This is a genomic window from Nocardia tengchongensis (assembly GCF_054781395.1).
Map to the genome: position 1 here is coordinate 36,671 of NZ_BAAGUM010000001.1, position 26,965 is coordinate 63,635.

A 26,965-nucleotide genomic window follows, 5' to 3' on the forward strand; every position below is an offset into this window, starting at 1 on the left:
CAGCCGCGCGCAACTCGGTTGCGGGAGAACCGATGCGCTAGCCGCGTTCGAAGCGGATGGCGGGGTCGGTGAGCTTGCCGTAGCGCAGGGCGGGGAGGTCGCGCAGGTAGTTCATGTGGAGCTTCCAGGGGGCGCGGGTGCCCTGTTTGGGGAGAACCGCGAGGGAGCGCAGGACGTAGCCGGGCTCGAAATCGAGGAAGGGGGCGGGGCCGATGGCGGGGTCGCGGATGGGCGTGGCCTTGGTGTAGCCGTTGGCGTCCATGTGGCGGAGCAGGCGGATGACGTACTCGCACACCAGGTCTGCCTTCAACGTCCAGGAGGCGTTGGTGTAGCCGATGATGAACGCGAAATTCGGGATGCCGGACAGCATCATCGCCTTGTAGGCCATGGTGTCGGGGAGGTTGATGTCCTGGCCGTCCACGGCCAGGGCGAGACCGCCGAAGGGGACGAGGTTCAGGCCCGTCGCGGTGATGATGATGTCGGCGTCGAGGTCGCGGCCGGATTCCAGGCTCAGGCCGGATTCGGTGAAGGTGACGATCCGGTCGGTGACCAGCTCCAGCTTGCCGTGGCGGATGGCGCGGAAGAAGTCGCCGTTGGGCGAGAGGCACAGTCGTTGATCCCAGGGCTTGTAGCTGGGGTTGAAGTGGGTGTCGAGGTCGTAGCCCTTCGGGAGCCAGCGCTCCTGCCAGCCGCGGATCCAGGCCCGCATGCGCTTCGGATAGCGTTGCGACAGTTGATACATCGCGGTGCTGAGGGCGACGTTCTTGGCGCGGGCCACCGCGTAGGCGGGGCGAGCGGGGAGGACTTTGCGGGCGAGGTCGGCGATGCCGTCGCGGTCGGGCAAGGAGATGATGTAGGACGGTGAGCGTTGCAGCATGGTCACTTGCGCGCCCTGCTCGACCAGGGCGGGGGCGAGGGTGACGGCGGTGGCGCCGGAGCCGATGAGGATCACCCGCTTGCCGGCGACGTCGACCTGCCCGGGCCAGTGCTGGGGGTGGATGATCGGGCCCGCGAAGCGTTCCGTGCCCGGGAAGTCCGGGATGTAGCCCTCGTCGTAGCGGTAGTAGCCCGAGCAGCTGAACAGGAAGTTCGCGGTCATCGTGACCGGTTCGCCGGCATGGTCGGCGGTCACCGTCCAGCGCTGGGTCTCCGACGACCATTCCGCCCGCACCACCCGGTGCCGGTACCGGATGTGGCGGTCGATGCCGTTCTCGGCGGCCGTGTCACGCAGGTAGGCGAGGATGTCGTCGCCATCGGCGATGGCCTTCGCGCCCAGCCAGGGCCGGAACCGATAGCCGAGGGTGAACATGTCGGAGTCGGAGCGAATCCCCGGGTAGCGGAACAGATCCCAGGTGCCGCCGCTGACCTCCCGCGCCTCCAGCAGAGCGTATGTCCGCTCCGGGAAGGCGCGCTGGACATGGTAGGCGGCATCGATGCCGGACAATCCGGCCCCGACGATGAGCACATCGACGTGCTCCGGCGTAGTGGCCATGACCTCAGCGTATCCACCACGGCACGATCGCGGCGGCGGATGCCGCTACGAACGCGACAGGAATTCCGCGACCACGCCCGCCACCTGCTCCGGCGCACCCTTGTCGATGCCGAAGTGGTCGAGGCCCGGCAGCGTCGCGCGCTCATGATTCGGGATCACCGAGGCGAGTAGGTCCTCGTCGGAGGCGGTCCACGACCGCCGGTCCCGATCCCCGTAGAGGAGCAGCACTGCGGCGGTGATCTCCGCGTAATTCCGGTATGTGCCGTCGAACCGCGCGTACTGGCGATGCTCGACAAGATTCTGCGGCAGCTGCGCGAAGACCTCCTCCTGCTCGGGGGCCTTCATCATGATCGGCATCATGCGCCGGAACATCCACCGCGGCGTCTTACGGATCGCGTCCGGCCCGATCGACCGCAAGAATTCGATGAAGGCATCGAAGGGTTTGCCCCGGGCCAAGTACTTCTCATAGGCGTCCATCCACCCCAACGGCATGGACCCGTTCACCGACAGTCCCGGCTCGTACACCGCGACCTTCGCGATATCCGCGTTCCCGCGGGCCGCCTCGAGCGCCACGAATCCCCCGTAGCTGTGCCCGATCAGGAATGCCGCGCCGGTCTTGTCCCGTAGCGCTCGCACATCCGCGCAATCGTCCTCGACCCCGTGATCCGCCCGCTGCGGGCCGCTGTGCCCGTGCCCTCGCCGTTCGATGGTGTGCACAGTGAACGCGGTGGCCAGCGCCTTCGCGAACCGCTCGTAGCCGCTCGCCAGCGCCAGCACTCCCGGAATCACGATCACCCCCGGCCCGGAACCGGTCGTCAGATACTCGATCCGAGTCCCGTCCCCCGACACCACCGAATCCACGTCCTGATCACCGTCGGCATCGACCACGTCCACCCTCCCCTGGTTCGGACGCCGAACGCCGAAAGCGTACGGCTACACGGCTATTGCACCCCGTTCACGCTACGCCGCAGCGCCCGCCGCCCGCACGGTCCACGAAACTCTGCACCCCCACAGGCGTGTCCCGATCCGGACGTCACTCCCGGTTGCGCAGGCCGCTGGCGCGCAGCACCCGCCGGGCGATACCGGAGCGGATGGACTCCTCGGTGCCGAGGATCCGCACGTGGCGGCGCGCGCGGGTCACGGCCGTGTACAGCAGCTCTCGGGTGAGCAGCGTCGATTCGGGGCCGGGCAGGACCGTCGACACGGTGTCGTACTGGCTGCCCTGACTGCGGTGGATCGTCATGGCGTAGACCGTCGTCACGCCCGGGAACTGGGTGGGGTGCACCAGATACGGTTCGGTGCCGCGCTGCAACGCCGCCCGCAGGGTGCCGTCCGGGGCGCGGACGATGACACCGGTGTCGCCGTTGTAGATGCGCGCCTCGTGGTCGTTGGCGGTGACCAGCAGCGGTTGGCCCGGATACCAGTGTCCGGCACCGGGATCAGCGCTGATCCCGGCCCCGATCACCCAGCCCGCGGCCAGCCGGTCCCAGCGCTCGACGCCGTAGGGGCCCTGGCGGTGCGCACACAGCAGCCGATGCGATTCGAGGGCGGTGAGCGCGGCGCCGGCCTCACCCGCCGTGGCGGCATCGGTGGCCTCGCGGGCAGCGCGCAGCACATCGGCCCGCACGCCCGCGATGTCGTCGGGCGCGTGCAGCGACAGTTCGTCGCCGCCGTCGGCGAGCAACGCCAGCGCGCCGTCGGCGTCACCCGCGCGAATCGCGACCGCCAGTTCGGCGATCCGCCCACCGAAGCGACGACCCCGGGTCAGCCGGACGATGCCGCCGCGCAGCCGTTCCCGTTCCCGGCCCGACAGCGCGTCCGGATGCGCGGCCGTGCCCTGCAACTCGCCGCCGAGGATCCGGTCCAGCACCGGATTCGCCTGTCCCGGAACGGGTCCCGCCACCAGATCGGCGAGCACCGCGCCCGCGTCGACCGACGCCAGCTGGTCGGGGTCGCCGACGAGCACCAGCCGCGCGTCGGGCCGCACGGCGGGCAGCAGGCGGCTCATCATGGTCAGCGACACCATGGACGTCTCGTCCACCACGATCACGTCGTAGGGCAGCCGGTTGAATTCGTTGTGCTTGAACCGTCCCGCACCGCCGCGCTGCCAGCCCAGCAGCCGGTGCAGGGTGGCGGCGGTCAGTACGGGCAGCCCGATCTCACCGGCCTGCTCGCGCACCGCCTCCTGCATGCGCGCGGCGGCCTTGCCGGTCGGGGCGGCCAGCGCGATCCGCAGCGCCGATGCGCCCGGCACGGCTTGCTGATGCGCCACCAGCAGTGCCAGCACGCGAGCGATGGTGTGCGTCTTGCCGGTTCCGGGCCCGCCGGCGACGACGGTCGTCCACTGGGTGGTGGCCAGCGCGGCCGCCAACCGCTGCCGGTCCGGCGGTTCACCGGGCCCACTGTGGTCGGGGAACAGCCGATCCAGTTCGCGGCGCACCAGTTCCGCGTCCACCATCGGATGCGAGGCGGCACGCTCGGTGAGCACGCGACGGATCGTCTCCTCCTGCCGGTAATACCGGTCCAGGTAGAGCAAGGGCCCCGAATCACCGGGCGGGTCGATCAGTCGCAACGGCCGCAGCGGCCCCGCCGGACTGCCGGTCACCAGCGGACTCACCCGCAGCGCCGCGATCACCGATTCCACCTCGGGCCACGGCAAGGTCGCCGGATCGATGGCCGACTCCTCGGTCCCCTCGGCGTCCACGCCGATCTCGTGCATGCGCCGCACTTCCAGGCACACCGACCCGGACCGCACCGCACGCACCGCCAGCGCGGTCGCGAAAACGGCCGCCTCCGACCGCTCCCCACCGAGCCGCGCCAGCCGCAGCGCCACATGGACATCCGCGGCGGAGAGGACCCCGGCCGTATTGAACACCTGCAACAGCCCGGTTCCGCGCTGCGCCACTTGGATCGAGGTCATCGACGCACCTCCAGATCCCCGGCGAGCAGGGCCGACAGGTCCACGACCAGTCCGGCGGGCGGATACCAGTCGAAAACGCCACAGCCGTCCGGGGTTTCGGGGCCGATCATGCCGCGGACGAACAGGTAGCGGATGCCGCCCAGGTGTTCGGCGGGGTCGTAGCCGGGCAGCCGCCACCGCAGATAGCGGTGCAGGGCGACCGAATACAGGATGGCCTGCAACGGATAGTGGGAGCGCATCATCTCCGCGGCCATGCGTTCGCGGGTGTAGTGCGCCACGGTGAGGTCGCCGACGCCGAGCCGGTTGGTCTTGTAGTCGACGACCAGGAATCGCGGTCCGGCCGTGCGCAGTACCGCGTCGATGCTGCCGGTCAGGTAGCCGCGCAACGGAGTGTCGTCGAGGTGGGCGAGCTGATCGGCGTACGGAGCGAAAATGTCGTCGGCGGGCAGGTGGCGGCGCAGCAAGTCCGCGATGCGCGGGACGGTCACGCGGGCGGCGACCGGGTGGTCGCCTCCGGCCAGCGGCAGTTCGAAGTCCAGTTCGCTCAATCGGTCCCGCGTCGAGAATCCGGCGAGCGTCCCGTCGCCGATGGGTGTGTGCATGACCGCCAGCAGCGCCCCCGCCAGCACGTCCGGGTCGGCGTCGAACATCTGCTCCCCCACCGCGTGCAGGCAGCGGGCCCGGATCTCGGCGGCCAGGTCGGGTGCGTCGGTGTCGACGTACTCGAGCACCTCGTGCACGAGCGTGCCGAACTCCGCGCCGTAGGGCAGCGAATTCATCAGCGACGGTGCGGCTCCCGCGAACGCGTCGAGGTCGTCGGCGAGCACGGCCGGATCGGCCGGTTCGTCGGCGACGCCGCCGCCTTCGGGCAGGTCGGCGGCGGGCAGCGCGTCGTGGGCGCCCGCGGTCAGCGCCGAATAGGAGGTGCGCCGCCATGCCTGGTCCAGGGCGCGGTCGAAGCGGGCGGCGGCCAGCGGCTCGGCGGCGGTGGCGGTGTCGTCGTGGGGCAGCCGGGCACGGGTGAATTCGTGCACCGGTTCGACCGCGATGACGCCCGGCTCGGCGGTGGACGCCCACTCCCGAATCCGTTCCAGCACCACCGAATCCGCGGGCACCGGCACCTTGTCCGCCACGGCGGGGCTGCCCGGCTCCCGGCCGAGCAGCATGCGGTGCAGCGGCGCGGTCTGGGTGTCATAGGAGGGCGCCCACCAGGCCACGACCTGCGCGCCCGCGCGGGTCAACGCCACATAGAGCAGCCGCAGTTCCTCGGCCTGCTCCTCGGTTTCGGCGCGCAGGCGGCGGGAGCTGTAGCCGGGCGCCTCGGAGCCGCCGACGTCCAGCACGCGGCGGCCCTGCTCGTCGTGGAACAGCAGGGTAGGCGGATTGCGCAGTTTGGCCGCGTCCCACGCGAAAGGCAGGTATACGACCGGGAATTCGAGGCCCTTGCTGGCATGCACGGTGGCGACCTGCACGGCCGCCGCGTCCCGATCCAGGCGACGGCTGCGATCGGCGACACTGCCGGACGCCGGATCGCGCACCCGGTCTGCCAGCCAGCGAGTCAGCGCGGACAGGCCCAAACCTTCGCGCAGGGCGGCGTCGTCGAGCAGTTGCGCGATCTGCCGCAGGTCGGTGAGCTGCCGTTCGCCGCCCTCGAGGGCCAGCAGACGCGGCGCCAATCGGGTTTCGGCACTGAGCTTCTCGGCGACCGCGGCGAAGCCCGCGCGCGCGAACAGCCGGGCCGCGTCGCGCAGTTCGGCGCTGAGCCGGCCCACCAGATCCGGTCCCCCACCGTCGATCTCCTGCGCGCTCAGCCCGAGCAGCGCCGTCCCGGCAGCCAACCGCACCCGGTCACCACGGTGCGGCTGCTCGACGGCGCGCAGCACCCACAGCCATTCCGTCGCGGCCGGTGTCCCGAATACGCTCGCGCCGCCGGCCAGGACCGAGGCGACCCCGGCGGCCTCCAGCTCGCCGCGCACCATCTCCAACTGCGAGCGATTGCGCACCAGCACCGCGATATCGCCCGGCCCGACGGGCCTTTCGCCGGCGGTCCCGGCGTCGATCAGCACCCCGGACCCCAGCAGCCCGACGATATCGGCGGCGACATCCATCGCTACCCGTTCCCGCTGCCGGCCCACGGTCGGATACCCCGACTTGTTCAGCGGCCCCGCGCCACTACGCGGCAGGCACCGCAACCGCAGCGGCGTCACCCGTTCCGGCGCGCCGGAGAGCCGCGAGAACGGCCGGGTCGCCGCCACCCGGTGCACGGTGATCTCCTTGTGCCCCAACGCCGCACCGCCGTGCACGTGTTCCAGCGCGCTCAGCAGTCCCGCGTCGCTGCGCCGATTCGTGGTGAGCTCACGCTTGCTGTCCGCGTGCGCCACGGCATCCAGGTAGCTCAGCACCTCCGCGCCGCGGAACGCGTAGATGGCCTGCTTCGGGTCCCCGACCAGCACCAGGGTGGCGTGCCCGTGGAAGGCGCGGCGCAGGATGTCCCACTGCAGCGGATCGGTGTCCTGGAACTCGTCGACCAGCGCCACCCGATACCGGTCCCGGATGCGCTGACACGCGCGCGGCCCGTGCTCGGGATCGGCCAGCACCTCGTGCAGCAGCACCAGCAGGTCGTCGAAGTCGCGCAGCCCCGAAAGCCGTTTCCGCCGAGCCGTTTCCACCCGCACCGCCGACGCGAACGCCACCCGCTCGGCCGCCGGATCATCCTCGCCCTCGGCCTCGGGCAGCAACAACGCGTGCGGATCCCCCACCGCCGCCGCGGCCAGCCGCTGCGCGTCCGCGGGCCCGAACACCGACCCGCTCCGCGCGTACCGGCTCAGATACAGATCGTCGGCGACCGTGGACACCACGTCGGCGACCCCCTCGACCAGCCGCACCCCCGGGTCCTGCTCCCCCGACAATCCCAGTTCGTCCAGCATCCGCTGACAGAAGCTGTGCGTCGTCGCGATGGTCCCCGCGTCGAAGTCCGACAGCGCCGTCAGCAGCCGCTCCCGCCGCGTCGCGATCTCCCCCGGATTCCCTTGCGCCAGATGCCGGATCAGCTCGTCCCCGGACGCCAGCGCTCGCTCGGGTTCGGCCAGCGCGGCCGCCACCCCCACGAACCGATCCCGCGTCCGCTCCCGCAACTCCTGCGTCGCCGCCCGGCTGAACGTCACCAGCAGCAGCTCCGAGATATCCACCCCCAGCTCGGCGACGAACCGCACCGCCAACCCCACGATGGCGTACGTCTTCCCGGTCCCCGCGCTCGCCTCGAGCACGGTCGTCCCGGTCGGCAGCGGCCCGGTCAACTCGAACCGATTCCCCGCATCCGCCGACGCCTCGACCGATTCGGACCGACCCACCCGGCCGGCCTCAGTGGGCGGGTCGGCCCGCGGCGCATCCCACAGCCCTTCGCCCGCAGCCTCGGTACGAATGATCTGGTCGGAGTCCACCGGTGATTCGACGGGTGTGTCGAACAAGTCGGCGGCAATCTCGGGCGATATCTGATCACGGCGGGGTTCACCGACGGTCCCGTCCGCCCGGCGTCGCGTGCGCGGCGCGGGGCGCGGGGCCAGGTCGGGGTCGGTGAGGGAGAACAGGTCGTCGGTCATGCGGGGCTCCCGGGGGCGGTCACGGGCGGGGTGGTGCTCCTCGGGGTGGTCATGGCTGGCCCTGATTCTCGTTGGTGAGCAGGGGATTCCAGAGACGGCGCGCCAGTTCACCGAAACGGGTCGGTTCGGAATCGATACCGGGCGGGGCGGGGGCCGCGGCCTCGGTGAGCTGGTCGAAGCGCGGCGTGCGACCCAAGATGTGGCGGAAGTAGCGGTCGGTGTGTTCGCCGAAACGGTCGTCGAAGTCCTGGCCGGCGGCGTGCAGGGCGTCGCCAGGAGTCGCGCCCGCCAGGCGGCGCTCGGCGTAGGTCGCCGAGGCCGACGGGGCGATGGGCAGCGGCTCGGTCAGGCCCTCGTCGCGCAGCAGCGCGAGATCACGCAGCAGACCGCGGGCCAGCGGAGCGGGCGGCGCGGTGAGCGTGGACTGCCAGGCGGGGCGGTGGTGTTTGCCACGGCCGATGGTGATCGCGCGCCACGACTGGTGGGTGCCGGTGGCGGCCAGCGCCAGCAACCGGATCCACGCCGCCATCCGATGTTTCGGGGCCAGCCGGGAGAAGGTGGTGCGCAGCAGCGCGTCGTCGTGGACGTCGGGGACCGTGCCGGTCAGGCGGCGGCCGTCACCGAGGTCGACGGCGATATCGATGGTGCGCGCGGGGATCTCGTGCAGCGGCCGCGCCACCCGCACCAGCTGGTCGACGGTGCCCTCGACTTCGTCGAGGACCGCGGCGCCCATCCCGAACGGCGGCAGGGTGCCGCGCCGCCACTCCGCGGCGCGCAGCACGTTCGGGTCCACACCGGTGAGCCGGGCCGAGAGCATCCGCTCGCCCATGTTCCATTTGGTCAGGCCGTCGAGCTCGATGGGGAGGCGGTCGGCGATCTCCTCCTCGTCCTCGGGCACCCGGATTCCCAAGCGCTGCCACAGGAATGCCCGCACCGGATGTTCGGCGAAGGCCACCAGATCCGACAGCTCGACATCGCCGGGCTCGCGTGCGGCCAACGGGGTGGGCAGGAACAGCGGGCGCGGGTGCGGTGCACGCCCGGCGGCCTGCGCGCCCGCCAGCGCGACGGTGTCGAAGCTGAACGGGTTCTCGGGCCGGAAATTGCGGCGATCGAAGGGCTGCAACGGATGCCGCGTCAGGACCCGGTCCATCGCGTCCGCGCCGATATGCGCGCGCACGGTGTCGAGGAGTTCGGCCAGCGGAATCGCGGGCGGGCGATGCGCACCCGACACCGGATCGGATCCGGTGTGCAGCAACACGAGTCGCTCCCCTGCCGACATGATGGCGTCGAGCAGCAGCTGCCGATCCTCGCTGCGCGGATCCCGATCCCCGGGGCAGCGATGCCGGGCCAGCGCGTCGTCACCGTCCACGCCGCCGGCGCGCGGGAACACCTCGTCGTCGAGCCCCAGCAGCACCACCACCCGATGCGGCACCGACCGCATCGGCACCATGGTGCACACGGTCAGCTCCCCGGTCCGGAAGTTGGCGCGTGAGGGCCGCCCGGCCAGCCGGGCGTTCAACAGCGCGCCGATATCGCTGAGCCGCAAGGGAATCGCGCCGGCGGGTTCGAGCGCGGTCGCCAGCTCCCGGCGCGCCTGCACCGCCATCCAGCCGTTGCTCGCGGGCACCTCGGTGAGCAGGTCCAGGGCCCGCCCCAGCACCGCGGACCATTCCGCCGCGGGCCGTGCGCTGCCCGCCGGTTCGTCGAGGGTGGAGCCGCGCAGGTCGCGCAGGCACACCGCGAGCCGGTCCACGAATTCGGCGAACCGCCCGCCCAGATCGATGTCGTTGCTGTCGACGTCGTCGAGCGGCAGCACCAGATCCAGCCAGTCCTCACTGGATTCGCCGGCCGCCACCCCGAGCAGGATCCGGTCCACGGCGGCATTGAGCGTGTTCTGCGGGAAGTCCCCGAGCCCGAACGCCTGCCGCTGCCGCTGCCCGATCCCCCACCGCGCACCGGTCTCGGCGGCCCATTCCCGCAGCCGCTCGATATCGTCGTCGTCGAAGCCGCAGCGCACCCGAACCGGTTCGGCCGCACACAGATCCAGCGCCTCGGTCACGGTGACGCGGCCGTCGGCCAGCTCGAGCAGCGTGCCCACCACGTCGAGCACCGGATTGACGGCCCGCTGCGCACGATCGGCCAGCCGCACCCGCAGCCCGTGCGCCGGATGGCCGGGCTCGGCCCCGTCGAGGGACCACTGCCCGAACGCCGCCCGCACCAAGGGGGCGTAGCTCTCGACATCGGGGCAGAGCACGATGACGTCGCGGGGTTCCAGCGTCGGATCGGCGGCGAAGACGCTCAGCAGCGCATCGCGCAGCACCTCCACCTGCCGCGCGGGGCCGTGGCAGGAGTGCACGGTGACGGTCCCGTCGGCCAGGCTCGGGTCGGGCATCAGCGACCACCGGTCCTGACGCACCGCGGACTGCAGCTCGGAGAGCAGCGTGCGCGGCCCCGTGGACTCGGGCCCCGGGTGATAGGTGTCGATGTGGTCGTATCCGGCCAGCCGCTCCTGCAACTCGCGCACGTCCCGGCCGAGCGCCGCGAGCAGCGGATGCCGCACGCGCACACCGGAATTCGGGATCACCTCGGCGTCGGCCAGTTTGGTCCAGAGAGCCGGGCTGGGATGCACCAGCCACAGGTGCACCTGCCGTCCGGCCGACAGCGCCGAGAGCACCTCCAGCTGATCGGTGGTCAGCCGCGTCACCCCGAACAGCGAGATCCGTTCCGGCACAGACACGATCGACGGGTCGCTCCGCAGCCGCGCGCACGCCGATGCGAGCCGTTCGGCGGGACCCGGCACCCCGACCACGCCGCGCACCCGCCGCCACAGCATCGCCTGCCACACCAGATCGGACGGCAGCTCGTGCCCCGCGCCATCGGTGTCGCGCCCGCCGGACCAGTCGAGGATCATGGCCGGGCGCTGGGCGGCATAGCTGTCGAACAGCGCCGCGATCCGGGCCGCGGTCGCGTAGCGCCGACCCACCCGGTACCCGCCCGCGTCTCCGTTCCCGAGATGGCGCGCCAGCACCGCGGCCCATGGTTCGGCCAAGACCTCGTCGAGCACCGGGAGCAGCGTCCAGACCAGTCGCTCCGGAGACCACGGGTCCCGCTCGGGGTCCACGCCCGTCGCCTCGGCGAGCACGGTGGACACCAGCGCCGCCGGATCCGCGAAGTCGATATTGGCCGAGATGCCGTCGGTGCCCGCGCCGCTGCCGAGCACCGTGGACAGCCGCTGGTTCAGCCAGCGTTCGATCCCCTTGGCCGGAACGGCCACCACTTCCGGGGTGAACGGATCGCCGAGCGGTGCGCTGAGCAGCCCGGCGAGCGCGTCGGCGAGGGTATCCGCTCGTTCGGCCCGGTGAATGTGCACGAGCTGTGTTTATACAGTTGGCGAACGACATGCAAACACCGAGCGCCGCGGCTCGCCGGGTGACACCTGCCACACGCCAGGTATTTGCTAGGGCGCGTCACTGCGAATTTCGAGTGTGGTATGCGACAGTGCCTTTCGGGGTGGTTCTCATTTCTCGCTGAAAGGCTGGTCCGCGTACATGTCTGCGTCGGTGATTCCCCTGGTCCCCCGAACCGGGTTCACGGTGCGGCGGGTGGGAGACCGCTGGGAACTGGTCAACTCCCGCCATTACGGACGCGGCGTGGTGTTGCGCTCGTGGCCGCGGGATCGCCATACCGAGGCTTTCGAGCACTGCTATCGCTTGAACGGCCGCGGCATCGAAGAGCTACGCGCCGCTTTCCACTGATCGGGACAATCCTCCGAGAACGCCCGCAGCGGACATTTGGGAGCGCGTGAAAATCCGTGCGACAGTGTCGATTCGATAACAGACAACCCGAACACCTGCAAGACGTGCGAATCGGGCATTGTCCCCTCTATTGTGATCCCTCGTGCGTTCCTCCCAGGCCCGGCGCGTGGCCTCCTCCGCTTGTGTCCTCGCGGCCGCTGCCCTGATTCCGGCCGCCCCCGCCCTCATTCCCGTCGCCGGCGCGATCCCGGTGCACACCCAGGGCCCGATCGCGGGATTCGACGCCGACATGAGCGCGCGCATCGCCGCGGTCGACAATTACCTCGCCCTGCGCCCCGGCGTCACCGGCTATGTGATGCGCGACCGCGTCACCGGCGGCATTTACCGGAATGCCAACGCGGACACCAACTTCTGGACCGCCTCCACCATCAAGCTGGCAATCGCGGAGGATCTGCTGAACCGCGCCCGGGTCGGCGCCATCGTGCTCGGCCCCGACGACCGCGCACTCATGGAGTCGATGCTGGCAACCTCCAACGACAATGCCGCCGACATCCTGTGGAACAAGTTCGCCGGGTTCGACCGCATGTCGTTCAACAACGCCTTCCGCGCCAACGGCATGGTCGGCCTGACCCCGCTGCCGCCGACCACCTCCATCGAGCAGCTCAAGATCTTTCCGGACTGGGGCTTCCAGCAGTGCTCCCCCGCCGACCTGGATCGGCTGATGGACAACATCCTCACCCGCATGCACCCCGACGACCGCGCCTACCTGCTCGACCGGATGCGTCACGTCGACACCAACCAGCACTGGGGCGTGTGGGGCGCGGGCGCGGCGATGAACCCGGGTCTGAAGAACGGCTGGTCCGACGAGCAGGGCGGCTGGGTGGTCAACTCGGTCGGTTTCGCCGGCCCGGGTGAGCGCTACACCCTCGCGATCATGACCGAGCAGGGCATGCAGGGCGGATACGCCGACGGCTCCGAAACCACTACGCACGTAGCGCAATTGCTGTTCCAGGGACGCTGATCCCGGACCGGGAAAGTGTGCGGCGGCGGGCCGCGACAGCCGCCCGCCGCGCTCCTCGCGCCAATCCTGACTGAACGACCGCCCATATTGTATTTTCGAGGCAGCTGTCTGGAAGGTCTGTTTTCGGTCGGTCCTGATTGGGCTGCGCTACTCACACTGCATTACCGTTGTGCGTGAGTTGTCGTAGTTTCACCGTCTGGCGAGGAGCAGGAACTAGATGAACGCCGAGAATTCCGTCGCACAGCGCCATCGGGTGGTGGTGATCGGTTCCGGTTTCGGTGGACTGTTCGCCTGCAAGCACCTGCGCAAGGCCGATGTCGACATCACCCTCATCTCCAAGACGTCCACGCACCTGTTCCAGCCGCTGCTGTACCAGGTCGCGACCGGCATCCTGTCGGTCGGCGAGATCGCCCCCGCCACCCGCATCGTGCTGCGCAAGCAGCAGAACACGCAGGTGATCATGGGCGAGGTCACCGACATCGACCTCGAGGGCGGCTCGGTCACCTCGCGGCTGCTCAACCGGGACTACGTCACCCCGTTCGACAGCCTGATCGTCGCGGCGGGCGCACAGCAGTCGTACTTCGGCAACGACCACTTCGCCACCTACGCCCCCGGCATGAAGACCATTGACGACGCCCTCGAACTGCGGGCGCGCATCCTCGGCTCCTTCGAGGAGGCCGAACTGGCCGCCGACCAGGAGACCCGCGACCGGTTCATGACCTTCGTCGTGGTCGGCGCCGGCCCCACCGGCGTCGAATTGGCCGGGCAGATCGCCGAACTCGCCGACCGCACCCTGGACGGCACGTTCCGCAATATCGACACCCGCGACGCGCGCGTCATCCTCGTCGAGGGCGCGGGCGCCGTGCTCGCCCCGATGGGCCCCAAGCTCGGCGCCAAGGCGCACAAGCGGCTGGAGAAGATGGGCGTCGAGATCCAGCTCAACGCCATCGTCACCAATGTCGACGCGCGCGGCGTCACCGTCAAGGACAAGGACGGCTCCGAACGCCGCATCGAATCGGCCTGCAAGGTCTGGTCGGCGGGCGTGCAGGCCAGCGGACTGGGCAAGATCCTGGCCGACAAGTCCAAGGGCACCGAGGTGGACCGGGCCGGACGTGTCATCGTCGAGCCCGACCTCACCATCAAGGGCTACCCGAACGTCTTCGTGGTCGGCGACCTGATGTCGGTGCCGGGCGTGCCCGGGCAGGCCCAGGGCGCGATCCAGGGCGGCACCTACGCCGCCAAGGCCATCAAGGCCGAGAACGAGGGCAAGCAGAAGGTCGAGGACCGCAAGCCCTTCAAGTACTTCGACAAGGGCTCGATGGCCACCGTCTCGCGCTTCAGCGCGGTGTGCCAGGTGGGCAAGCTGGAGTTCAGCGGCTTCTTCGCGTGGCTGGCCTGGCTGGGTCTGCACCTGTGGTACCTGGTCGGCTTCCGCAGCCGCTTCGTCACGGTACTGGAATGGTTCGTTTCCTTCCTGGGCCGCCACCGCGGCCAGATGGCGGCCACCGAGCAGTGGGTGTTCGCGCGCCTGGCCCTGGAAGCGCTCGACGATCCCGCCGAGGCGCTCGAACTCGCCAAGCAGATCGGCGCCACCGAATACGTCTCGGACAATGGCAAATCCGTGGCGAATTCCGAAGCGAGCAAAACGACAGGACAGCGCGCGGGCTGACTGACGGCCGCGCCCGCCCCGCCACGATGGCGGGACTGACCGGGCGGCGTGTCCAGACCAATCCGGCACACAGCCGGGTCCGAATGTTCGACATCCGTCGATATTTCGGAAAGAGAAGGTCATTCATGGGCAAACGCCAACCGGTCGATACGGTTCGTGAATCGAACACGGTGCCGCGGCGACGGCGTCTGGGGACACTGGCGGTCGCGGGTGCGCTGCCGCTCGTCGCGGCCCTCGCCGCCGCCGGAACCAGTGCGGCGGAACCGGTCTCGTCCGACGATTCACAGCCGGCCGTAGTCGACAACCAACCCGCGGCCACGCTGCCGGGCGGCACCGACGCCCAGACCGGCGTGGTGGTGGACACTCCGTTCGGCAAGCTCACCGTGCCGGTCCCGCAGGCCATGGCCGAGGGCGCGCACGCCTACCTGGCCGGCACCGCGGCCGAGGTCGCCCCGGCCGATCTGGTCGAGCCCGCGGCCGAGGTCATGCCCGTGCGGGTCGGCCGCAACTCCGTCACCGGCGTGCGGGACATCCCCAACGCGCCGCTGGCCCCGGTCGATCAGGGCAAGCTGCGCCAGCCCGACCCGATGGCCGCCCCCGAGGTCGCGCCGATCGCCGCGCCCGAGGGCAAGCTGCGCTTCGGCGACGTCCAGGTCGACATCCCGGTCTGGCTCTCCCCGGACCAGGCCGCCCAGGTGAACGCGCTCGCCGCGGGCGCCGAGGCCGACCTGGCCCGCACCTACGACTCGGCCGGCTTCGAACCTAGCCGGTCGGACCACATGGCCGCCCAGACCGTCGGCTCCGCCGCCGTGGGCGCGGTGGTCGGCATGGGCGTGGCCGCCCCGCTCGAGGTCGCCGGCGCCGCCATGGGCGGGGTCATCGGCGCGATCGCGGCCACACCGTTCGCGCCGGCGGGCTGGGTCTTCGGTCCGGTCGCGGGCGCGACCGCGGCCGTGAGCCTGATCGCGGTGCCCGCCGCGACGGTCGGCGCCGTGGTCGGCGGGGCCGTCGGCGCGGTCAACGGGTACCTGGCTCCGGCCACTCCAGGCGCGCCGACGGACCGGGCGACCGGCATCGACGACTCCACCACGGTGGACACGACGATCACCGAGGAGGCCGCCGCTCAGGAGTGAGCGCCGAGCCACCGAGGCCGGAATCCGTCACCCCGGATTCCGGCCTCTTCTTTTGCCCGAATCCCCCACCGGACGGCTAATTTTCGGTTACGACAAGGTTTTTCGGTCGTCCGGTTCCTCACCAATCCAGGTGGTCGGTGGGCTCGAATGTCGGTCGATGTTTTCCGATGCTTCAACCTTGATCAGAAAGGTTTTGCATGGCCGCAGGTAAGCACCGAGCGCTCAACCCGCACCGGAACAAGGTCGGAAACGTGGTCGCGGCCGGAGCCGTCCCGCTAGTCCTGGCGATCGTCGGATCCGGCGCCGCCAATGCCGCCCCGTCCGAGATCGCGCCGGTGGCGCAGCGCGACGACGCGCCCCGCGCCCAGTGGCCCGCCGCGGACGCCCCGAATGTGAATCCCTATGAGGGCATGCACATTCCGAGCGACACCAAGAGCTCCATCCAGTGGTCGCGCCAGGCCCCGGACAAGAGCTACCTGGCCCCCGTGGGCGTGCTGCACGCGCCGGTCCCGGTGCCGGCGGTGCCGCCGATCGCGCCGCCGCCGGGCATGTTCCGGTTCGGCGACGTGACCGTCCCGGCGCCCGACTGGATCGACAACGAACAGGCGATCCAGATCAATGACAATGCCGCGCAGGTCGAGGCGAATCTCGCCACCTTCCTCGACTCGGTCGGCATGGAGCGCAGCCGCTCCGACCGGATCGCCGGGCAGACCATCGGCACCGCCGCCATGGGCGCTGTCGCCGGAGCGGCCGTGGCCATCCCGATCGAGCTCAGTTCCGCCGCCGTCGGCGCGGTGACGGGCCTGGTCGTCGGCGCCCCGCTGTTTCCGGTCGGCCTGGTGGCCGGTCCCGTCCTCGGCGCTGCCGCGGGCGCGGCCGTAGTCGCCATACCGGCTGCCGTCGCAGGTGCTGCGGTCGGCGCCGCGGTCGGCGCGTTCAACGGATTCAACGCACCGCCCCGCGTCGTCGGCGACTGATCCTCGCCGTCGAGGCCGTTCGACCGGATTGATGTGCGGCGGGAACCGGCGGCAAGTTTCGGTTCCCACCGCGACCCGCCGCGGGCCACGACTGGGTCAGCGAAAGCCATTACGGCTCAGACCATCAGCAGGCGGGCAGTGCGGGTGAACAACGTGCCCCCCGCGGCCAATGGCAGCAGTGCCTGATCCAGGCCGGAGGTTTCCGCCGGACGGTCGTCGGGGTAGGTGAGCACGCTCTCCAGCGCGCGCGGACCCGACAGCGCGTCATCGGTGATCGCCTCGGACCCGAGTTCGAGCCGGTGCCGCAGCAGTGGGATCGCGCCGACATCCGCGATCATCTCCCCGGTCCAGTGGCCGTGATCCTCGCCGGTGCGGCCGATCTGCACCCGTTCCCGAAGCCGCAGGCGCGCACCCGCTTCCAGGCACACCGTGGTGATCGACTCGTGCTCGGCGCCGCCCGCGACGACGGTGGGCTCCGGATCGACATCCAGCTCCCCGCCCGCGGCCACCTCGAAGCGCCAGTGCGCCAACGACTTCCGCGTCTCGCGGCCCGGCAGCGCGATGGTGGCGGCCACCGACCGCACCGCCAGCCGCGCACCCGCTCCCACCGAGACGACGATATCGAGCACGTCCCCGCCCAGCGGCGTCGCCGCGGTACCGATCAGGTGCACCGTGTCCGGGCCCGTGTGCCGCGCCGCCAGGCCGCCCACCGCGTGCACGTGCGGAAGCGTCCGGGCGGTCGCGGTGATGCGGAGCTCAGTGCGAATGGGCAACGCCCGCATCCTGTTCGGCGGCCAGCCGCAGCTGTTCGCGCACCCAGGTCAGCACCGGCGTGGCGGCCGGGTCCTGGGTGAGGGAGGTGAACACGAACGGCCGGCCCTCGCGCACGGTCGTCGAATCCCGTTCCATGACCGACAGATCCGCGCCGACCATCGGGGCCAGGTCGGTCTTGTTGATCACCAGCAGATCCGACCAGGTGACGCCCGGGCCGCCCTTGCGCGGCACCTTGTCGCCGCCGGCCACGTCCACCACGAAGATCTGGGCGTCGATCAGGCCGGAGGAGAAGGTGGCGGTCAGGTTGTCGCCACCGGACTCGACCAGGATCAGATCCAGCGGCGGATTCGCCTCGATCAGATCGTCGATGGCATCGAGGTTCGCGGTGATGTCGTCGCGAATGGCGGTGTGCGGGCAGCCGCCGGTCTGCACCGCGGTGATTCGCTCATCCGGCAGTACCGCGTTACGGCGCAGGAAGTCGGCGTCCTCGGTGGTGTAGATGTCGTTGGTCAGCACGGCCAGCGACAACTCGTCGCGCAGCTGCCGGCACAGGGCCGCGGTCAGCGCGGTCTTGCCCGATCCGACCGGACCGCCGATCCCGATGCGCAGCGGCTCGCCCGCCGTCCGCGCTCGCTTGGGCCGGTCGTGGCTGTGATCGTGCGGTTCCCCGTCGATGAGGTGAGGTGGCATGTCGGCTCCTTTCACCCCCATCCTTGCCCAGTCACGTAAACCGGGTGTTACCTGGGCCGTGACCGGCTACTACGACGCGAACAACGGCATATCGCGGCGCGGGTGCCGTTCGGCGAGCACGTCCTGGAGCGGGTCGGAGAGCGCGGCAAGGGATTCGGCGGCCGAGCGCGCGGTGGCGTCGCAGAGCGGGGCGAGGCGGATGGTGCACGCGGCCACGGCGGCGGGATCCAGCGCCAGCAAACGTTGAGCGGCGGTCGCCGCGCCGGTCATGGTGGTGTAGACGGTGACGGCGGCGATGTCGGCGGGCGTGGCCGCGCAGACCGAGCCGACCAGACCGAACACGGTGGAGAGATGGGGGCGAGTACCCAGGGCACTCCAATCGGCGTGCGGCCACACCTGTTTCGCCAGCCGCAGCAGGCCGCGCCCCTGGGCGCGGGAGGCGGTGCGGGCCGCCGGTGACGGGGTGCGCGCATCGGCCTCGAGTTCCGCGCGCGCCGGGTCGAGGGTGCCCGCGCACACCGCCGCGGCCAGTGAGGCCGCGACCAGACCCGAGGTCCGGATGCGCCGGCGCAGGAACAGTTCGACGCTGGGCACGTCGCGCAGCAGACCCGAGGAGATCGCCTCCTCGACGCCGCCCGAGTGCACGTGCCCGCCGATCGGCAGCCGGGAGTCGGCGAGGGTCAGCAGGGTGGCCAGGCTCATCGCCGCACGTCCGGGTGTCGCATGGCTCGATCCTAAGCGGCACCCGGCGTGGCGGTCGCGACTAGGTGAGCAGGCAGGGCGCCGACGCCGAGATGGTCTTCAGCGCACAGGTGATCGAGTTGGTCAGGCCGGCCGAGCCGGTCATCGGGACCAGGCCGGCGACCGGGGTCACGCTGGTGTCGGCGCCGGCGGGCACCAGCTCCACCGGGGCGGCCATGGCCGGGGCGGCGCCGATGCCGGAGGCGATGGCGGCGACGGCAAAGGCTTTCAGGGCAACGCTTTTCATCAGTATCCCTTTCTCACACAGCATCCTCACAGGATGTGATCGAAGCCGAGACTAACCCACGATCCAGAGGTGTGAATGGCGTTTGTTTCAAAATGAATGATTTGACCTCGAGGAAAGTTCAGGTTGCAGGCTGACCGGGCAGATCGCCATCGATATAGAGGAGTCGCCGTGCACGCCATCCGCCTTCACGAGTTCGGGCCCGCCGAGAACCTGCGGCACGAGACCGTCGCGGACCCCGAGCCCGCGCCCGGGCAGGTGCGCATCGCCGTGCGCGCGGCCGGTGTGCACCTGATCGACACCTCGATCCGCGCGGGCATCGCGGGTGGCCCGATGCCGCTGCCCGAGCTCCCCACGATCCCCGGGCGCGAGGTCGCCGGGACCGTCGATCGGGTCGGGCCCGGTGTCGACGAGAGCTGGCTCGGGCGCGCGGTCGTCGCGCACCTCGGGCAGGCGCCGGGCGGATACGCCGAGCTGGTGGTGACCGAAGCCGAACGGCTGCACGCGATTCCGGACGGCCTCGATCCGGGGACGGCGGTCGCCATGATCGGCACCGGGCGCACGGCATTGGGGATTCTCGGGTTCGCCGAAGTCGATTCCGACACCGTGGCGATCGTTCCGGCGGCCGCGGGCGGGATCGGCACGCTGCTGGTGCAGTATCTGGCCGCGGCGGGCGCGACCGTCATCGGGCTCGCGGGCGGTAAGGCCAAGGCGGACCAGGTCTTCGAGAACGGCGCGGACCTCGCTCTGGACTACCTCGACCCGGCCTGGACCGAGGCCGTCCGCGCCCGGTTCGGTGAGCGGCCCGCCACGCTGCTGTTCGACGGCGTCGGCGGCGAGATCGCCCGCGCCGCGGTCGATCTGCTCGGCAAGGGTAGCGTGCGGCTGGTGTTCGGCTGGTCCGGCGGCCAGGTCGCGTTCGACGAGCCGGCGCTCGCCGAACGCGGCATCACCTCGCAGTTCGTGCTCGGACCGCCCATGCCGGCTCGCGCGGGTGGCTTGCGCGCCTTGGAGACTCGCGCGCTGGCCGAGGCCGCGGCGGGCCGGTTGCGCCCGGCGGTCCAGTCGTTCCCGCTCGCCGCAGCCGCGGCCGCGCATCACGCCCTGGAGTCCCGCGCGACCACCGGCAAGGTGGTGCTACTCCCCTGACCGGCGGCCGGCGCTGCGTTCCATGAACCGTTGCGCGGCTCCGCGCCGCAGATCGGTCCAGGCCTGTACCGCGCCGGTCCACCAGGGCGAGATCTCGATGGGCCTGGTGACCACGGCGTGGCAGACCAGGTTGGCGGCCTCGTCGGCGGTCAGGCCGGGAATGCCGGAGAAGTCGGTGGGTGCGCTCATCCGGGTGTGCACCAGCGGCATGTAGATGGAGGTGGTGGTGACGCCGTCGGCGGCGATCTCCGTCGCCACGGTGCGCAACCAGATGTCGAAGGCGCCCTTGGACGCACCGTAGGCCGACCAGCGCGGCGCGGGCGGCATCCGCACGCCCCAGGTGGAGATGTTGACGATGTGCCCGCGGCCGCGTTCACGCATGCCGGGCAGCAGGGTCAGCAGCAGCCGGACCGGGCCGAGGTAGTTGACGTCGATGGTGCGGGTGAAATCGTGGAAGCGGTCATAGGATTCGTCGATCGGGCGGCGAATCGAGCGGCCCGCGTTGTTGATCACCACATCCACCCGGCCGTGCTCGGCCAGCACGCGCCGCCCCAGCTCCTCGACCGCGTCGAATTCGGTGATGTCGGACTGGTAGACGTGCGCCACCCCGCCCGCGGCGGTGATCTCGGCGGCCACCTCGTCGAGGTCCTCGACCGACCGCGCGACCAGCAGGACCGTCGCGCCCGCGGCGGCCAGCTTCCGGGCCGCCGCCTTGCCGATGCCGTGCGAGGCCCCGGTCACCAGGATCACCGTGCCCGACACGGCCTCGCGCAGGGCCTTCTCGCGCGGCCGGGAGGTCGGATAGAAGATTCTGGTCGCCACGCGTTCGGCCAACGGTCGGCCGTTCGGTCCGGCCGGCTGGTTCGGGGCGTCGTGCTCAGCCACGTTTCCGAGCCTAACCGCCGGACCGGTATGTGATCGCGAATGAGTGGAAATACCCTGGCCGCGATGCGGATTCCTGCACCAGGATAAGGACGATATCCGGGGGAAGGAACCAATGATGACGACTCGAGCGCCGGAGCGGCCGACGCCGGAACCGGTCACGTTCTGGGGCTGGTGCGCCCGCGCGGTGGTGCTGGTGGTGTTCGTGCCGCCGCGACTGCTGTGGGAGGGCCTCAAACGGATACCGCGCCTCATCGCGGCGGCCTTCCGGCTGTTCACCGAGCATCTCGCGAAACCGCTGGCAATCTTGTTCCGGGACTGGGTCTTCCGGCCACTGCGTAATTTCGTGCGCAACTATCTCTGGCACCTGTTGATCCAGCAGCTGCTGTTCGGCATGGTGCTCACCCCGATCGGGGCATTCCTGCTGGCCTACTTTCTGCGCCCGATCCAGCGCGCCATCGAGGAATGGCTGTGGCGGCGGGTATTGAAACCCGGAATCCCCTGGGTGTTCCGCAACATCGTGAAACCCATTGCCGAGGCGATCGTCTGGACGATCACGACGACCTGGAAATGGCTCGTCGCGGTTCCGGTCTCGGCGTTGTGGCGGTACGCGCTGCGGCCCGGCGGCCGCTGGCTGCTGACCGCCGTCATCGAACCGCTGGTGACCTGGCTGATCATCTGGCCCGCGAAGCAGGTGTGGCGCTGGATCTTGCGACCGCTGCTCGTCGTGATCGTCGCGATCGTCGTCTTCGGCTGGCGAGTGGCCACGACCGTCGTCGCCGTCACAGTCGTGGCGCCCTGCCGCTGGCTGCATCGAACGGTCCTGCGCCCGCTGGCCGCAGCCATCGCCCGCGCCTGGCACGCCCTCGCCGATCCGGTCCGTCGGGTGTATCAGCGCGTGATCCTGCCCTGGCGCACCCGGATCAGCGAGGTGTGGACCACCCTGTTCGGCTAGTTTCCGACCTTCGCCGCGGCATCTTTCGCAGGCGACCCCGACTTGGCGAAGAACGCGATCGCCGCCATCGTGGCCAGCAGGACCGCGCCGGCGGTGGTGGCCACGTGCATGCCGGTCACGAAGGACTCCCGGGCCGACTCGATCAGAGCGGTGTCGTCGCCGGCGTGGGCGATGGTCTCACCCAGGGTGGACCCGAAATCGCCGCCGGAGCGGAACACCAACGCCGCCAGCGAACCCAGCAGGGCCAGGCCCAAGCCGTTGCCCAGTTCGAAACTGGTCTCGGAGATGCCGACCGCCGACCCGGCGCGTTCGGGCGGCACCGAGGACACCGCCACCTCCGACACCAGGGTGAAGGCGATGCCGAAGCCCGCGCCCGCCACCACGGAACCGGCCACATACCAGCCGATTCCGCCGTGCACGCCGACTCCGAGCAGCATCAGATTGCCCAGGGCGGCCATGACCAGCGCGAGCACGAAGGTGGTCTTGGTGCCGAAGACGCGGCCGATCCGCGCGCCGCTCATGGAGAACACGAACACCACGACCGCGCCGGGAATCCCGAGCAGCGCCGATTGCAGCGGGTCGCGGCCGGTCACCGATTGCAGGTACACGCTGGTCAGGTAGCTCATCCCGGCCAGGGCGAGCATGCCGACCGTGCTGGAGCCGATGGCCACCGAGAACAGTCCGCGGCGGAACAGGCTCAGATCGAGCAGGGGGTCGTCGAGGTGGCGCTGGCGGCGGACGAACGCGGTCAGCAGCAGGGCGCCGACGATGCCGAAGCCCACCGCCGGCAGGTCGAAGCCCTCGGCCGCCAGGTGTTTGACGGCGTACACGATCGGCAGGATGCCGCCGATCGACAGCAGCACGCTCACCCAGTCGAGGCGGCCGAGCACCGCGGCGCGGTGTTCGGGTAGCAGCAGCGGGCCGAAGGCCAGCAGCACCAGCAATACCGGTGCGTTGATGAGGAAGACCGAGCCCCACCAGAAGTGGTGCAGCAGAACGCCGCCGATGATCGGACCGACCGCCGACCCGCCCGCGAAGAACGCGGTCCACACGCCGATGGCGGTGGCGCGCGCCCGGTCCTCGGGGAAGAGGGTGGAGATCAGCGCCAGCGAGGAGGGCAGCAGGGTCGCGCCGCCGAGGCCCATGAGCGCCCGGGCCGCGATCAGCACGCCCGCGCTCGGCGCGAAAGCGGCCAGCGCCGAGGCGATTCCGAAGACGGTGGCTCCGGCCAGCAGGATATTGCGCCGGCCGATGCGGTCGCCCAGGTTGCCCATGGTGATGAGCAGTCCGGCGATCATGAAGCCGTAGATGTCGAGGATCCAGAGTTGTTGCGTGGCGGAGGGATCCAGGCTCTGGGTCAGGGTGGGCATGGCCAGGTAGAGCACGGACATGTCCATCGACACCAGCAATACCGGCAGCAGCAGTACGGCCAGGCCGGCCCAGGCGCGGCGCTGCGTCTTCGCGGCGGGGCGCGCGAGGGTACTCGTCATGTCCTATCCTTCGGGCTGCTCTGGGCCACACGCGGCCCTGGTCATGGAAGGCGCCCGCGCGTACAACGTACGCACGAGCGCGAGTACAGTGTACGCACACCCCGCGCCGGAAGGGAACAATTCGTCCGATGACCGAGGCCAAGCTCACCCGGGCCGCCATCGTCGACACCGCCATCGCCCTCGCCGACGAATCCGGACTCGACGCCCTGTCCATGCGCCGCATCGCCGAACGGATGAACGCCGGGGCCATGTCGCTCTACCGGCACATCCCCAACAAGGACACCCTGCTCGCGGCCATGACCGACGAGGTCTCGCGCCGCAATCTCTACCCCCCGGCCGAGGGCCAGGGCTGGACCTGGCGGGATCGGGTGCGCATCGCCGCCGAGGTGGATTGGCGGCTCTACCAGGAGCATCCCTGGGTGCTGTTCACCTTCGCGGTGCCACGCTACAACTTCGGCGAACACAGTCTGATCGTGCTGAGCTGGCTGGTCGAGGGCTTCGCCGAACTCGGCGTCGACGCCCGCGAGGCCACCCGCATGTCACTGTCGGTGTGGAGTTACATCGCCGGGGTCGCTTTGCAGCAGGTCAGCGCCCGTCTGCTGCAGGACCGCGACAGCAGCGCCGACGAGCGCTCCGGGCTCAGCGCGCTGCTCGACGGTGACCCGCGCTGGCCCACCCCATCCCCACTGGCCGGTCTCATCGGAACGGGCGACACCGCCCTGCTGGATCCGGAACATCTGCTCGACACCGGCCTCACCGCGCTCTGCGACGGCTTCGAGGCCCGCGCCGCCGCGCACTGATCCGCCCGAAAACCGTTCGGTATCGGGCTCGTTCAACCGCCGCCGCGAATCCATTCCGGTCGGTACTCTTTCAGGGGTGCGAAGGGCCGGTGATTCGCGCGGGTTCCGGACGCCGAGTCCAGGAACCGCTTGGTCACCGACGCGTCGATGAACTCCGGCGGTAACGCCGGAGCCCGGTATCACTTCCAACGATTCTCCTTATCCCGAGGTGAATGATGGCCAGGAAGTTCGAAGGACATATCGCGCTCGATATTCGTGATTCGGTCGCCGACTGGGGACCGTACGCGGAACCGACCGCCCCGCCGGGCACACCCAACGTGCTGTATCTGGTGTGGGACGACATCGGCATCGCCACCTGGGACTGCTACGGCGGCCTGGTCGACATGCCGAACATGAAACGGATCGCCGACAGTGGCGTGCAGTTCACGCAATTCCACACCACCGCACTGTGTTCACCCACCCGCGCCTCACTGCTGACCGGGCGCAACGCGTCGTCGGTCGGCATGGCGACCATCGAGGAATTCAGTGACGGATTCCCCAGCCTGTCGGGGCGCATACCCGCCGACACCGCGTTGTGCTCCGAGGTGCTGGGCGAACGCGGGTGGAACACCTACGCCGTCGGCAAATGGCATATGACGCCCCTGGAAGAGGAGAATCTCGCGGCGTCGAAGCGGCATTGGCCGCTGGGGCGCGGATTCGAACGGTTCTACGGTTTCCTGGGCGGCGAGGCCGACCAGTGGTATCCGAACCTCGTATACGACAATCACCCGATCGCGCAGCCGTATTCGCCGGAGGACGGGTATCACCTGTCGAAGGATCTGGCCGACAAATCGATCGAGTTCATTCGCGACGCCAAGGTCATCGCCCCCGACAAACCGTGGTTCATGTACCTCTGCCCGGGATGCGGACACGCTCCCCACCATGTCGCCCAGGAGTGGGCCGACAAATACCGCGGCAAGTTCGACATGGGCTACGAGAAGTACCGCGAGATCGTGCTCGACAACCAGAAGCGCATGGGTCTGATACCGGAGAACACCGAGCTGTCGCCCATGAACCCGTACAGCGACGTCACCAGCGCCGACGGCAAGCCGTGGCCGGCGCAGGACACGGTGCGGGCCTGGGATTCGCTGTCGGAGAACGAGAAACGGCTCTTCGCCCGCCAGGCGGAGGTGTTCGCGGGATTCCTGTCCTACACCGACGCCCAGATCGGCCGGGTGCTGGACTACCTCGAGGAGACCGGCCAGCTGGACAACACCATCATCGTGGCCTTCTCCGACAACGGCGCCAGCGGCGAGGGCGGCCCGAACGGTTCGGTCAACGAGATGAAGTTCTTCAACGGCTACATCGACACCATCGAGGACAGCCTGGCCAAGCTCGACCAGCTGGGTCTGCCGACCACCTACAACCACTACAGCATCGGGTGGGCGATGGCCTTCAACACCCCCTACAAGCTGTACAAGCGGTACGCGTCGCACGAAGGCGGCATCGCCGATCCCTGCGTGATGTCGTGGCCGGCGGGCATCCCGGCCCGCGGCGAGATCCGCCACCAGTACCTCAACGTCTGCGACGTCACCCCCACCGTCTACGACCTGCTGGGCATCACGCCGCCGGACACGGTGAAGAACGTGAAGCAGCGACCCTTGGAAGGGGTCAGCTTCCGGGCCCTGTTCGACGACGCCGACGCCGATGTCGGCAAGCACACCCAGTTCTATTCGATGCTGGGCACCCGCGGCATCTGGCATCGCGGCTGGTTCGCCGACACCGTGCACGCGGCCTGTCCGTCCGGCTGGGGACACTTCGACCAGGACCGCTGGGAGCTGTTCCATATCGATCAGGACCGCAGCCAGATGCACGACCTGGCAGAGGCGCATCCCGAGAAGCTGGAGGAGATGAAGGCGCTGTGGTTCTCCGAGGCCGAGAAATACAACGGGATGCCGCTCAATGATCTCGACATCGTCTCCGCGCTGGTGCGCTATCGGCCGACGTACGCCAGAGGCCTGGACCGTGCCGTCTACTACCCGGACAGCGCGGAAGTCGGACCGGGCGCGGCACTCGAGATCCTGGGCCGCTCGTTCGCGCTGCTGGCCGAGACTACGATCGCCGGCCCGGACGCCGAGGGCGTGCTCTTCGCCCACGGCGGGCGGCTAGGCGGGCACGCCCTGTTCGTCCAGGACGGTCACCTCTGCTACGTCTACAACTTCCTCGGCGAGGAAGAGCAGGCCATCGTCTCCGACTGCCGGGTACCGGTCGGCGATCACATCCTCGGGGTGCGGTACGAACGGCACGGCACCCGGCCCGACCACTACACGCCCACGGGTGAGGCCGTCCTCTACATCGACGAGAACCCGGTGGGTTCCCTCGATGACATGCGGATCCAGCCGACCGTGTTCTCCGGTGTCGGGGAGGGTGTCCGGATCGGCCGAGACACCGGTCAGTCCGTGTCGGCGCGGTACCGGTCACCGTTCCCGTTCACCGGCGGGACCATGCACCAGGTCATCGAGGACGTGAGCGGGAAACCGTACATGGATCTGGAAATGGCGGCGGCTGCGGCGTTCTCGCGCGATTGAGCCGAGTGTCCGGGGCGGTGGTCGGCAATTCCGCTGATCACCGGCCCGCGTGCGGCCGTTCTGGCATGCAGTGCACGATTGCCGGTCGTGCACACTCGCGTGGTGCG

The 26,965-nt window shown here is 70.0% G+C and carries 20 protein-coding genes; 9 read left to right on the top strand and 11 right to left on the bottom strand.

What is annotated here, in order from left to right; translation table 11 throughout:
- Positions 1-37: 37 nt before the first annotated feature.
- The 5 genes from ACYVKL_RS00240 to recC all read right to left on the bottom strand — a co-directional run bounded on the left by ACYVKL_RS00240 (position 38) and on the right by recC (position 11,381).
- Positions 38-1,492, bottom strand: a complete 1,455-nt coding sequence (locus tag ACYVKL_RS00240) for a flavin-containing monooxygenase (protein ID WP_379169982.1) — start codon at positions 1,490-1,492, stop codon at positions 38-40.
- Between the two features lie 45 nt (positions 1,493-1,537).
- Entirely contained in the window at positions 1,538-2,380 is an 843-nt protein-coding gene (locus ACYVKL_RS00245) for an alpha/beta fold hydrolase (protein WP_379169984.1), read from the bottom strand.
- Positions 2,381-2,525: 145 nt separating this feature from the next.
- The gene (gene recD / locus ACYVKL_RS00250) at positions 2,526-4,412 is read right to left on the bottom strand and encodes an exodeoxyribonuclease V subunit alpha (protein WP_379169986.1); all 1,887 of its coding nucleotides are present in this window, start codon (positions 4,410-4,412) and stop codon (positions 2,526-2,528) included.
- Complete coding sequence (locus ACYVKL_RS00255; protein ID WP_379169988.1) at positions 4,409-8,011, bottom strand: UvrD-helicase domain-containing protein; 3,603 nt, start codon at positions 8,009-8,011, stop codon at positions 4,409-4,411. The genes recD and ACYVKL_RS00255 overlap by 4 nt, the downstream gene beginning before the upstream one ends.
- A gap of 49 nt (positions 8,012-8,060) precedes the next feature.
- Positions 8,061-11,381 (bottom strand): exodeoxyribonuclease V subunit gamma, encoded by a 3,321-nt coding sequence (gene recC / locus ACYVKL_RS00260; protein ID WP_379169990.1) that lies wholly within the window; start codon positions 11,379-11,381, stop codon positions 8,061-8,063.
- 178 nt (positions 11,382-11,559) lie between these two features.
- Here recC and ACYVKL_RS00265 point away from each other — a divergent pair, with 178 nt between their 5' ends.
- The 5 genes from ACYVKL_RS00265 (at position 11,560) to ACYVKL_RS00285 (ending at position 16,566) form a co-directional block, all read left to right on the top strand.
- Positions 11,560-11,766: a hypothetical protein gene (locus tag ACYVKL_RS00265; protein ID WP_213555082.1), complete on the top strand. Its 207-nt coding sequence runs from the start codon at positions 11,560-11,562 to the stop codon at positions 11,764-11,766.
- A 142-nt stretch (positions 11,767-11,908) separates the two neighbouring features.
- The gene (locus ACYVKL_RS00270) at positions 11,909-12,787 is read left to right on the top strand and encodes a class A beta-lactamase-related serine hydrolase (RefSeq protein WP_246597619.1); all 879 of its coding nucleotides are present in this window, start codon (positions 11,909-11,911) and stop codon (positions 12,785-12,787) included.
- A gap of 217 nt (positions 12,788-13,004) precedes the next feature.
- Positions 13,005-14,456 carry an NAD(P)/FAD-dependent oxidoreductase gene (locus ACYVKL_RS00275; RefSeq protein ID WP_379169993.1) on the top strand — a complete coding sequence of 484 codons (1,452 nt, stop codon included), beginning with the start codon at positions 13,005-13,007 and terminating at the stop codon, positions 14,454-14,456.
- 125 nt (positions 14,457-14,581) lie between these two features.
- Entirely contained in the window at positions 14,582-15,589 is a 1,008-nt protein-coding gene (locus ACYVKL_RS00280; protein ID WP_379169994.1) for a hypothetical protein, read from the top strand.
- 197 nt (positions 15,590-15,786) lie between these two features.
- On the top strand, positions 15,787-16,566 hold the full coding sequence (locus tag ACYVKL_RS00285) for a hypothetical protein (protein WP_379169996.1): 780 nt from the start codon (positions 15,787-15,789) through the stop codon (positions 16,564-16,566).
- A 116-nt stretch (positions 16,567-16,682) separates the two neighbouring features.
- On the opposite strand, the gene ACYVKL_RS00290 is transcribed toward ACYVKL_RS00285, so the two are convergent.
- From ACYVKL_RS00290 to ACYVKL_RS00305, 4 genes are all read right to left on the bottom strand, one after another.
- Positions 16,683-17,333: an urease accessory protein UreD gene (locus ACYVKL_RS00290; protein ID WP_379170642.1), complete on the bottom strand. Its 651-nt coding sequence runs from the start codon at positions 17,331-17,333 to the stop codon at positions 16,683-16,685.
- Positions 17,323-18,030 carry an urease accessory protein UreG gene (ureG, locus tag ACYVKL_RS00295; RefSeq protein WP_379169998.1) on the bottom strand — a complete coding sequence of 236 codons (708 nt, stop codon included), beginning with the start codon at positions 18,028-18,030 and terminating at the stop codon, positions 17,323-17,325. The genes ACYVKL_RS00290 and ureG overlap by 11 nt, the downstream gene beginning before the upstream one ends.
- Positions 18,031-18,099: 69 nt before the next feature.
- Positions 18,100-18,732: an urease accessory protein UreF gene (locus tag ACYVKL_RS00300; protein WP_379170000.1), complete on the bottom strand. Its 633-nt coding sequence runs from the start codon at positions 18,730-18,732 to the stop codon at positions 18,100-18,102.
- Between the two features lie 61 nt (positions 18,733-18,793).
- On the bottom strand, positions 18,794-19,018 hold the full coding sequence (locus ACYVKL_RS00305) for a hypothetical protein (protein ID WP_213555077.1): 225 nt from the start codon (positions 19,016-19,018) through the stop codon (positions 18,794-18,796).
- Positions 19,019-19,186: 168 nt separating this feature from the next.
- On the opposite strand from ACYVKL_RS00305, the gene ACYVKL_RS00310 reads away from it, so the two are divergent.
- The gene (locus ACYVKL_RS00310; protein ID WP_379170002.1) at positions 19,187-20,164 is read left to right on the top strand and encodes a zinc-binding dehydrogenase; all 978 of its coding nucleotides are present in this window, start codon (positions 19,187-19,189) and stop codon (positions 20,162-20,164) included.
- Here ACYVKL_RS00310 and ACYVKL_RS00315 read toward each other — a convergent pair.
- Complete coding sequence (locus tag ACYVKL_RS00315; protein ID WP_379170004.1) at positions 20,153-21,049, bottom strand: SDR family NAD(P)-dependent oxidoreductase; 897 nt, start codon at positions 21,047-21,049, stop codon at positions 20,153-20,155. The two genes, ACYVKL_RS00310 and ACYVKL_RS00315, sit on opposite strands and share 12 nt — an antisense overlap.
- Positions 21,050-21,164: 115 nt before the next feature.
- Between ACYVKL_RS00315 and ACYVKL_RS00320 the strand changes: the two genes are divergently transcribed.
- Positions 21,165-22,001, top strand: coding sequence for a hypothetical protein (locus ACYVKL_RS00320; RefSeq protein WP_379170005.1), 837 nt, complete (start codon positions 21,165-21,167; stop codon positions 21,999-22,001).
- Here ACYVKL_RS00320 and ACYVKL_RS00325 read toward each other — a convergent pair.
- Entirely contained in the window at positions 21,998-23,491 is a 1,494-nt protein-coding gene (locus ACYVKL_RS00325; RefSeq protein WP_379170007.1) for an MFS transporter, read from the bottom strand. The genes ACYVKL_RS00320 and ACYVKL_RS00325 overlap by 4 nt on opposite strands.
- A gap of 128 nt (positions 23,492-23,619) precedes the next feature.
- Here ACYVKL_RS00325 and ACYVKL_RS00330 point away from each other — a divergent pair, with 128 nt between their 5' ends.
- On the top strand, positions 23,620-24,291 hold the full coding sequence (locus tag ACYVKL_RS00330) for a TetR/AcrR family transcriptional regulator (RefSeq protein ID WP_379170009.1): 672 nt from the start codon (positions 23,620-23,622) through the stop codon (positions 24,289-24,291).
- Positions 24,292-24,506: 215 nt separating this feature from the next.
- Positions 24,507-26,858, top strand: coding sequence for an arylsulfatase (locus tag ACYVKL_RS00335; protein WP_379170011.1), 2,352 nt, complete (start codon positions 24,507-24,509; stop codon positions 26,856-26,858).
- The last annotated feature ends 107 nt before the right edge of the window (positions 26,859-26,965 follow it).

Coding starts and splice junctions, on each gene's coding strand:
- ACYVKL_RS00280 (WP_379169994.1), top strand. CDS start 14,582: ATGGGCAAACGCCAACCGGTCGATACGGTTCGTGAATCGAACACGGTG.
- ureG (WP_379169998.1), bottom strand. CDS start 18,030: ATGCCACCTCACCTCATCGACGGGGAACCGCACGATCACAGCCACGAC.
- ACYVKL_RS00300 (WP_379170000.1), bottom strand. CDS start 18,732: ATGAGCCTGGCCACCCTGCTGACCCTCGCCGACTCCCGGCTGCCGATC.
- ACYVKL_RS00285 (WP_379169996.1), top strand. CDS start 15,787: ATGGCCGCAGGTAAGCACCGAGCGCTCAACCCGCACCGGAACAAGGTC.
- ACYVKL_RS00335 (WP_379170011.1), top strand. CDS start 24,507: ATGGCCAGGAAGTTCGAAGGACATATCGCGCTCGATATTCGTGATTCG.
- ACYVKL_RS00325 (WP_379170007.1), bottom strand. CDS start 23,491: ATGACGAGTACCCTCGCGCGCCCCGCCGCGAAGACGCAGCGCCGCGCC.
- ACYVKL_RS00275 (WP_379169993.1), top strand. CDS start 13,005: ATGAACGCCGAGAATTCCGTCGCACAGCGCCATCGGGTGGTGGTGATC.
- recD (WP_379169986.1), bottom strand. CDS start 4,412: ATGACCTCGATCCAAGTGGCGCAGCGCGGAACCGGGCTGTTGCAGGTG.
- ACYVKL_RS00305 (WP_213555077.1), bottom strand. CDS start 19,018: ATGAAAAGCGTTGCCCTGAAAGCCTTTGCCGTCGCCGCCATCGCCTCC.
- ACYVKL_RS00255 (WP_379169988.1), bottom strand. CDS start 8,011: ATGACCGACGACCTGTTCTCCCTCACCGACCCCGACCTGGCCCCGCGC.
- ACYVKL_RS00265 (WP_213555082.1), top strand. CDS start 11,560: ATGTCTGCGTCGGTGATTCCCCTGGTCCCCCGAACCGGGTTCACGGTG.
- ACYVKL_RS00240 (WP_379169982.1), bottom strand. CDS start 1,492: ATGGCCACTACGCCGGAGCACGTCGATGTGCTCATCGTCGGGGCCGGA.
- ACYVKL_RS00320 (WP_379170005.1), top strand. CDS start 21,165: ATGACGACTCGAGCGCCGGAGCGGCCGACGCCGGAACCGGTCACGTTC.
- ACYVKL_RS00330 (WP_379170009.1), top strand. CDS start 23,620: ATGACCGAGGCCAAGCTCACCCGGGCCGCCATCGTCGACACCGCCATC.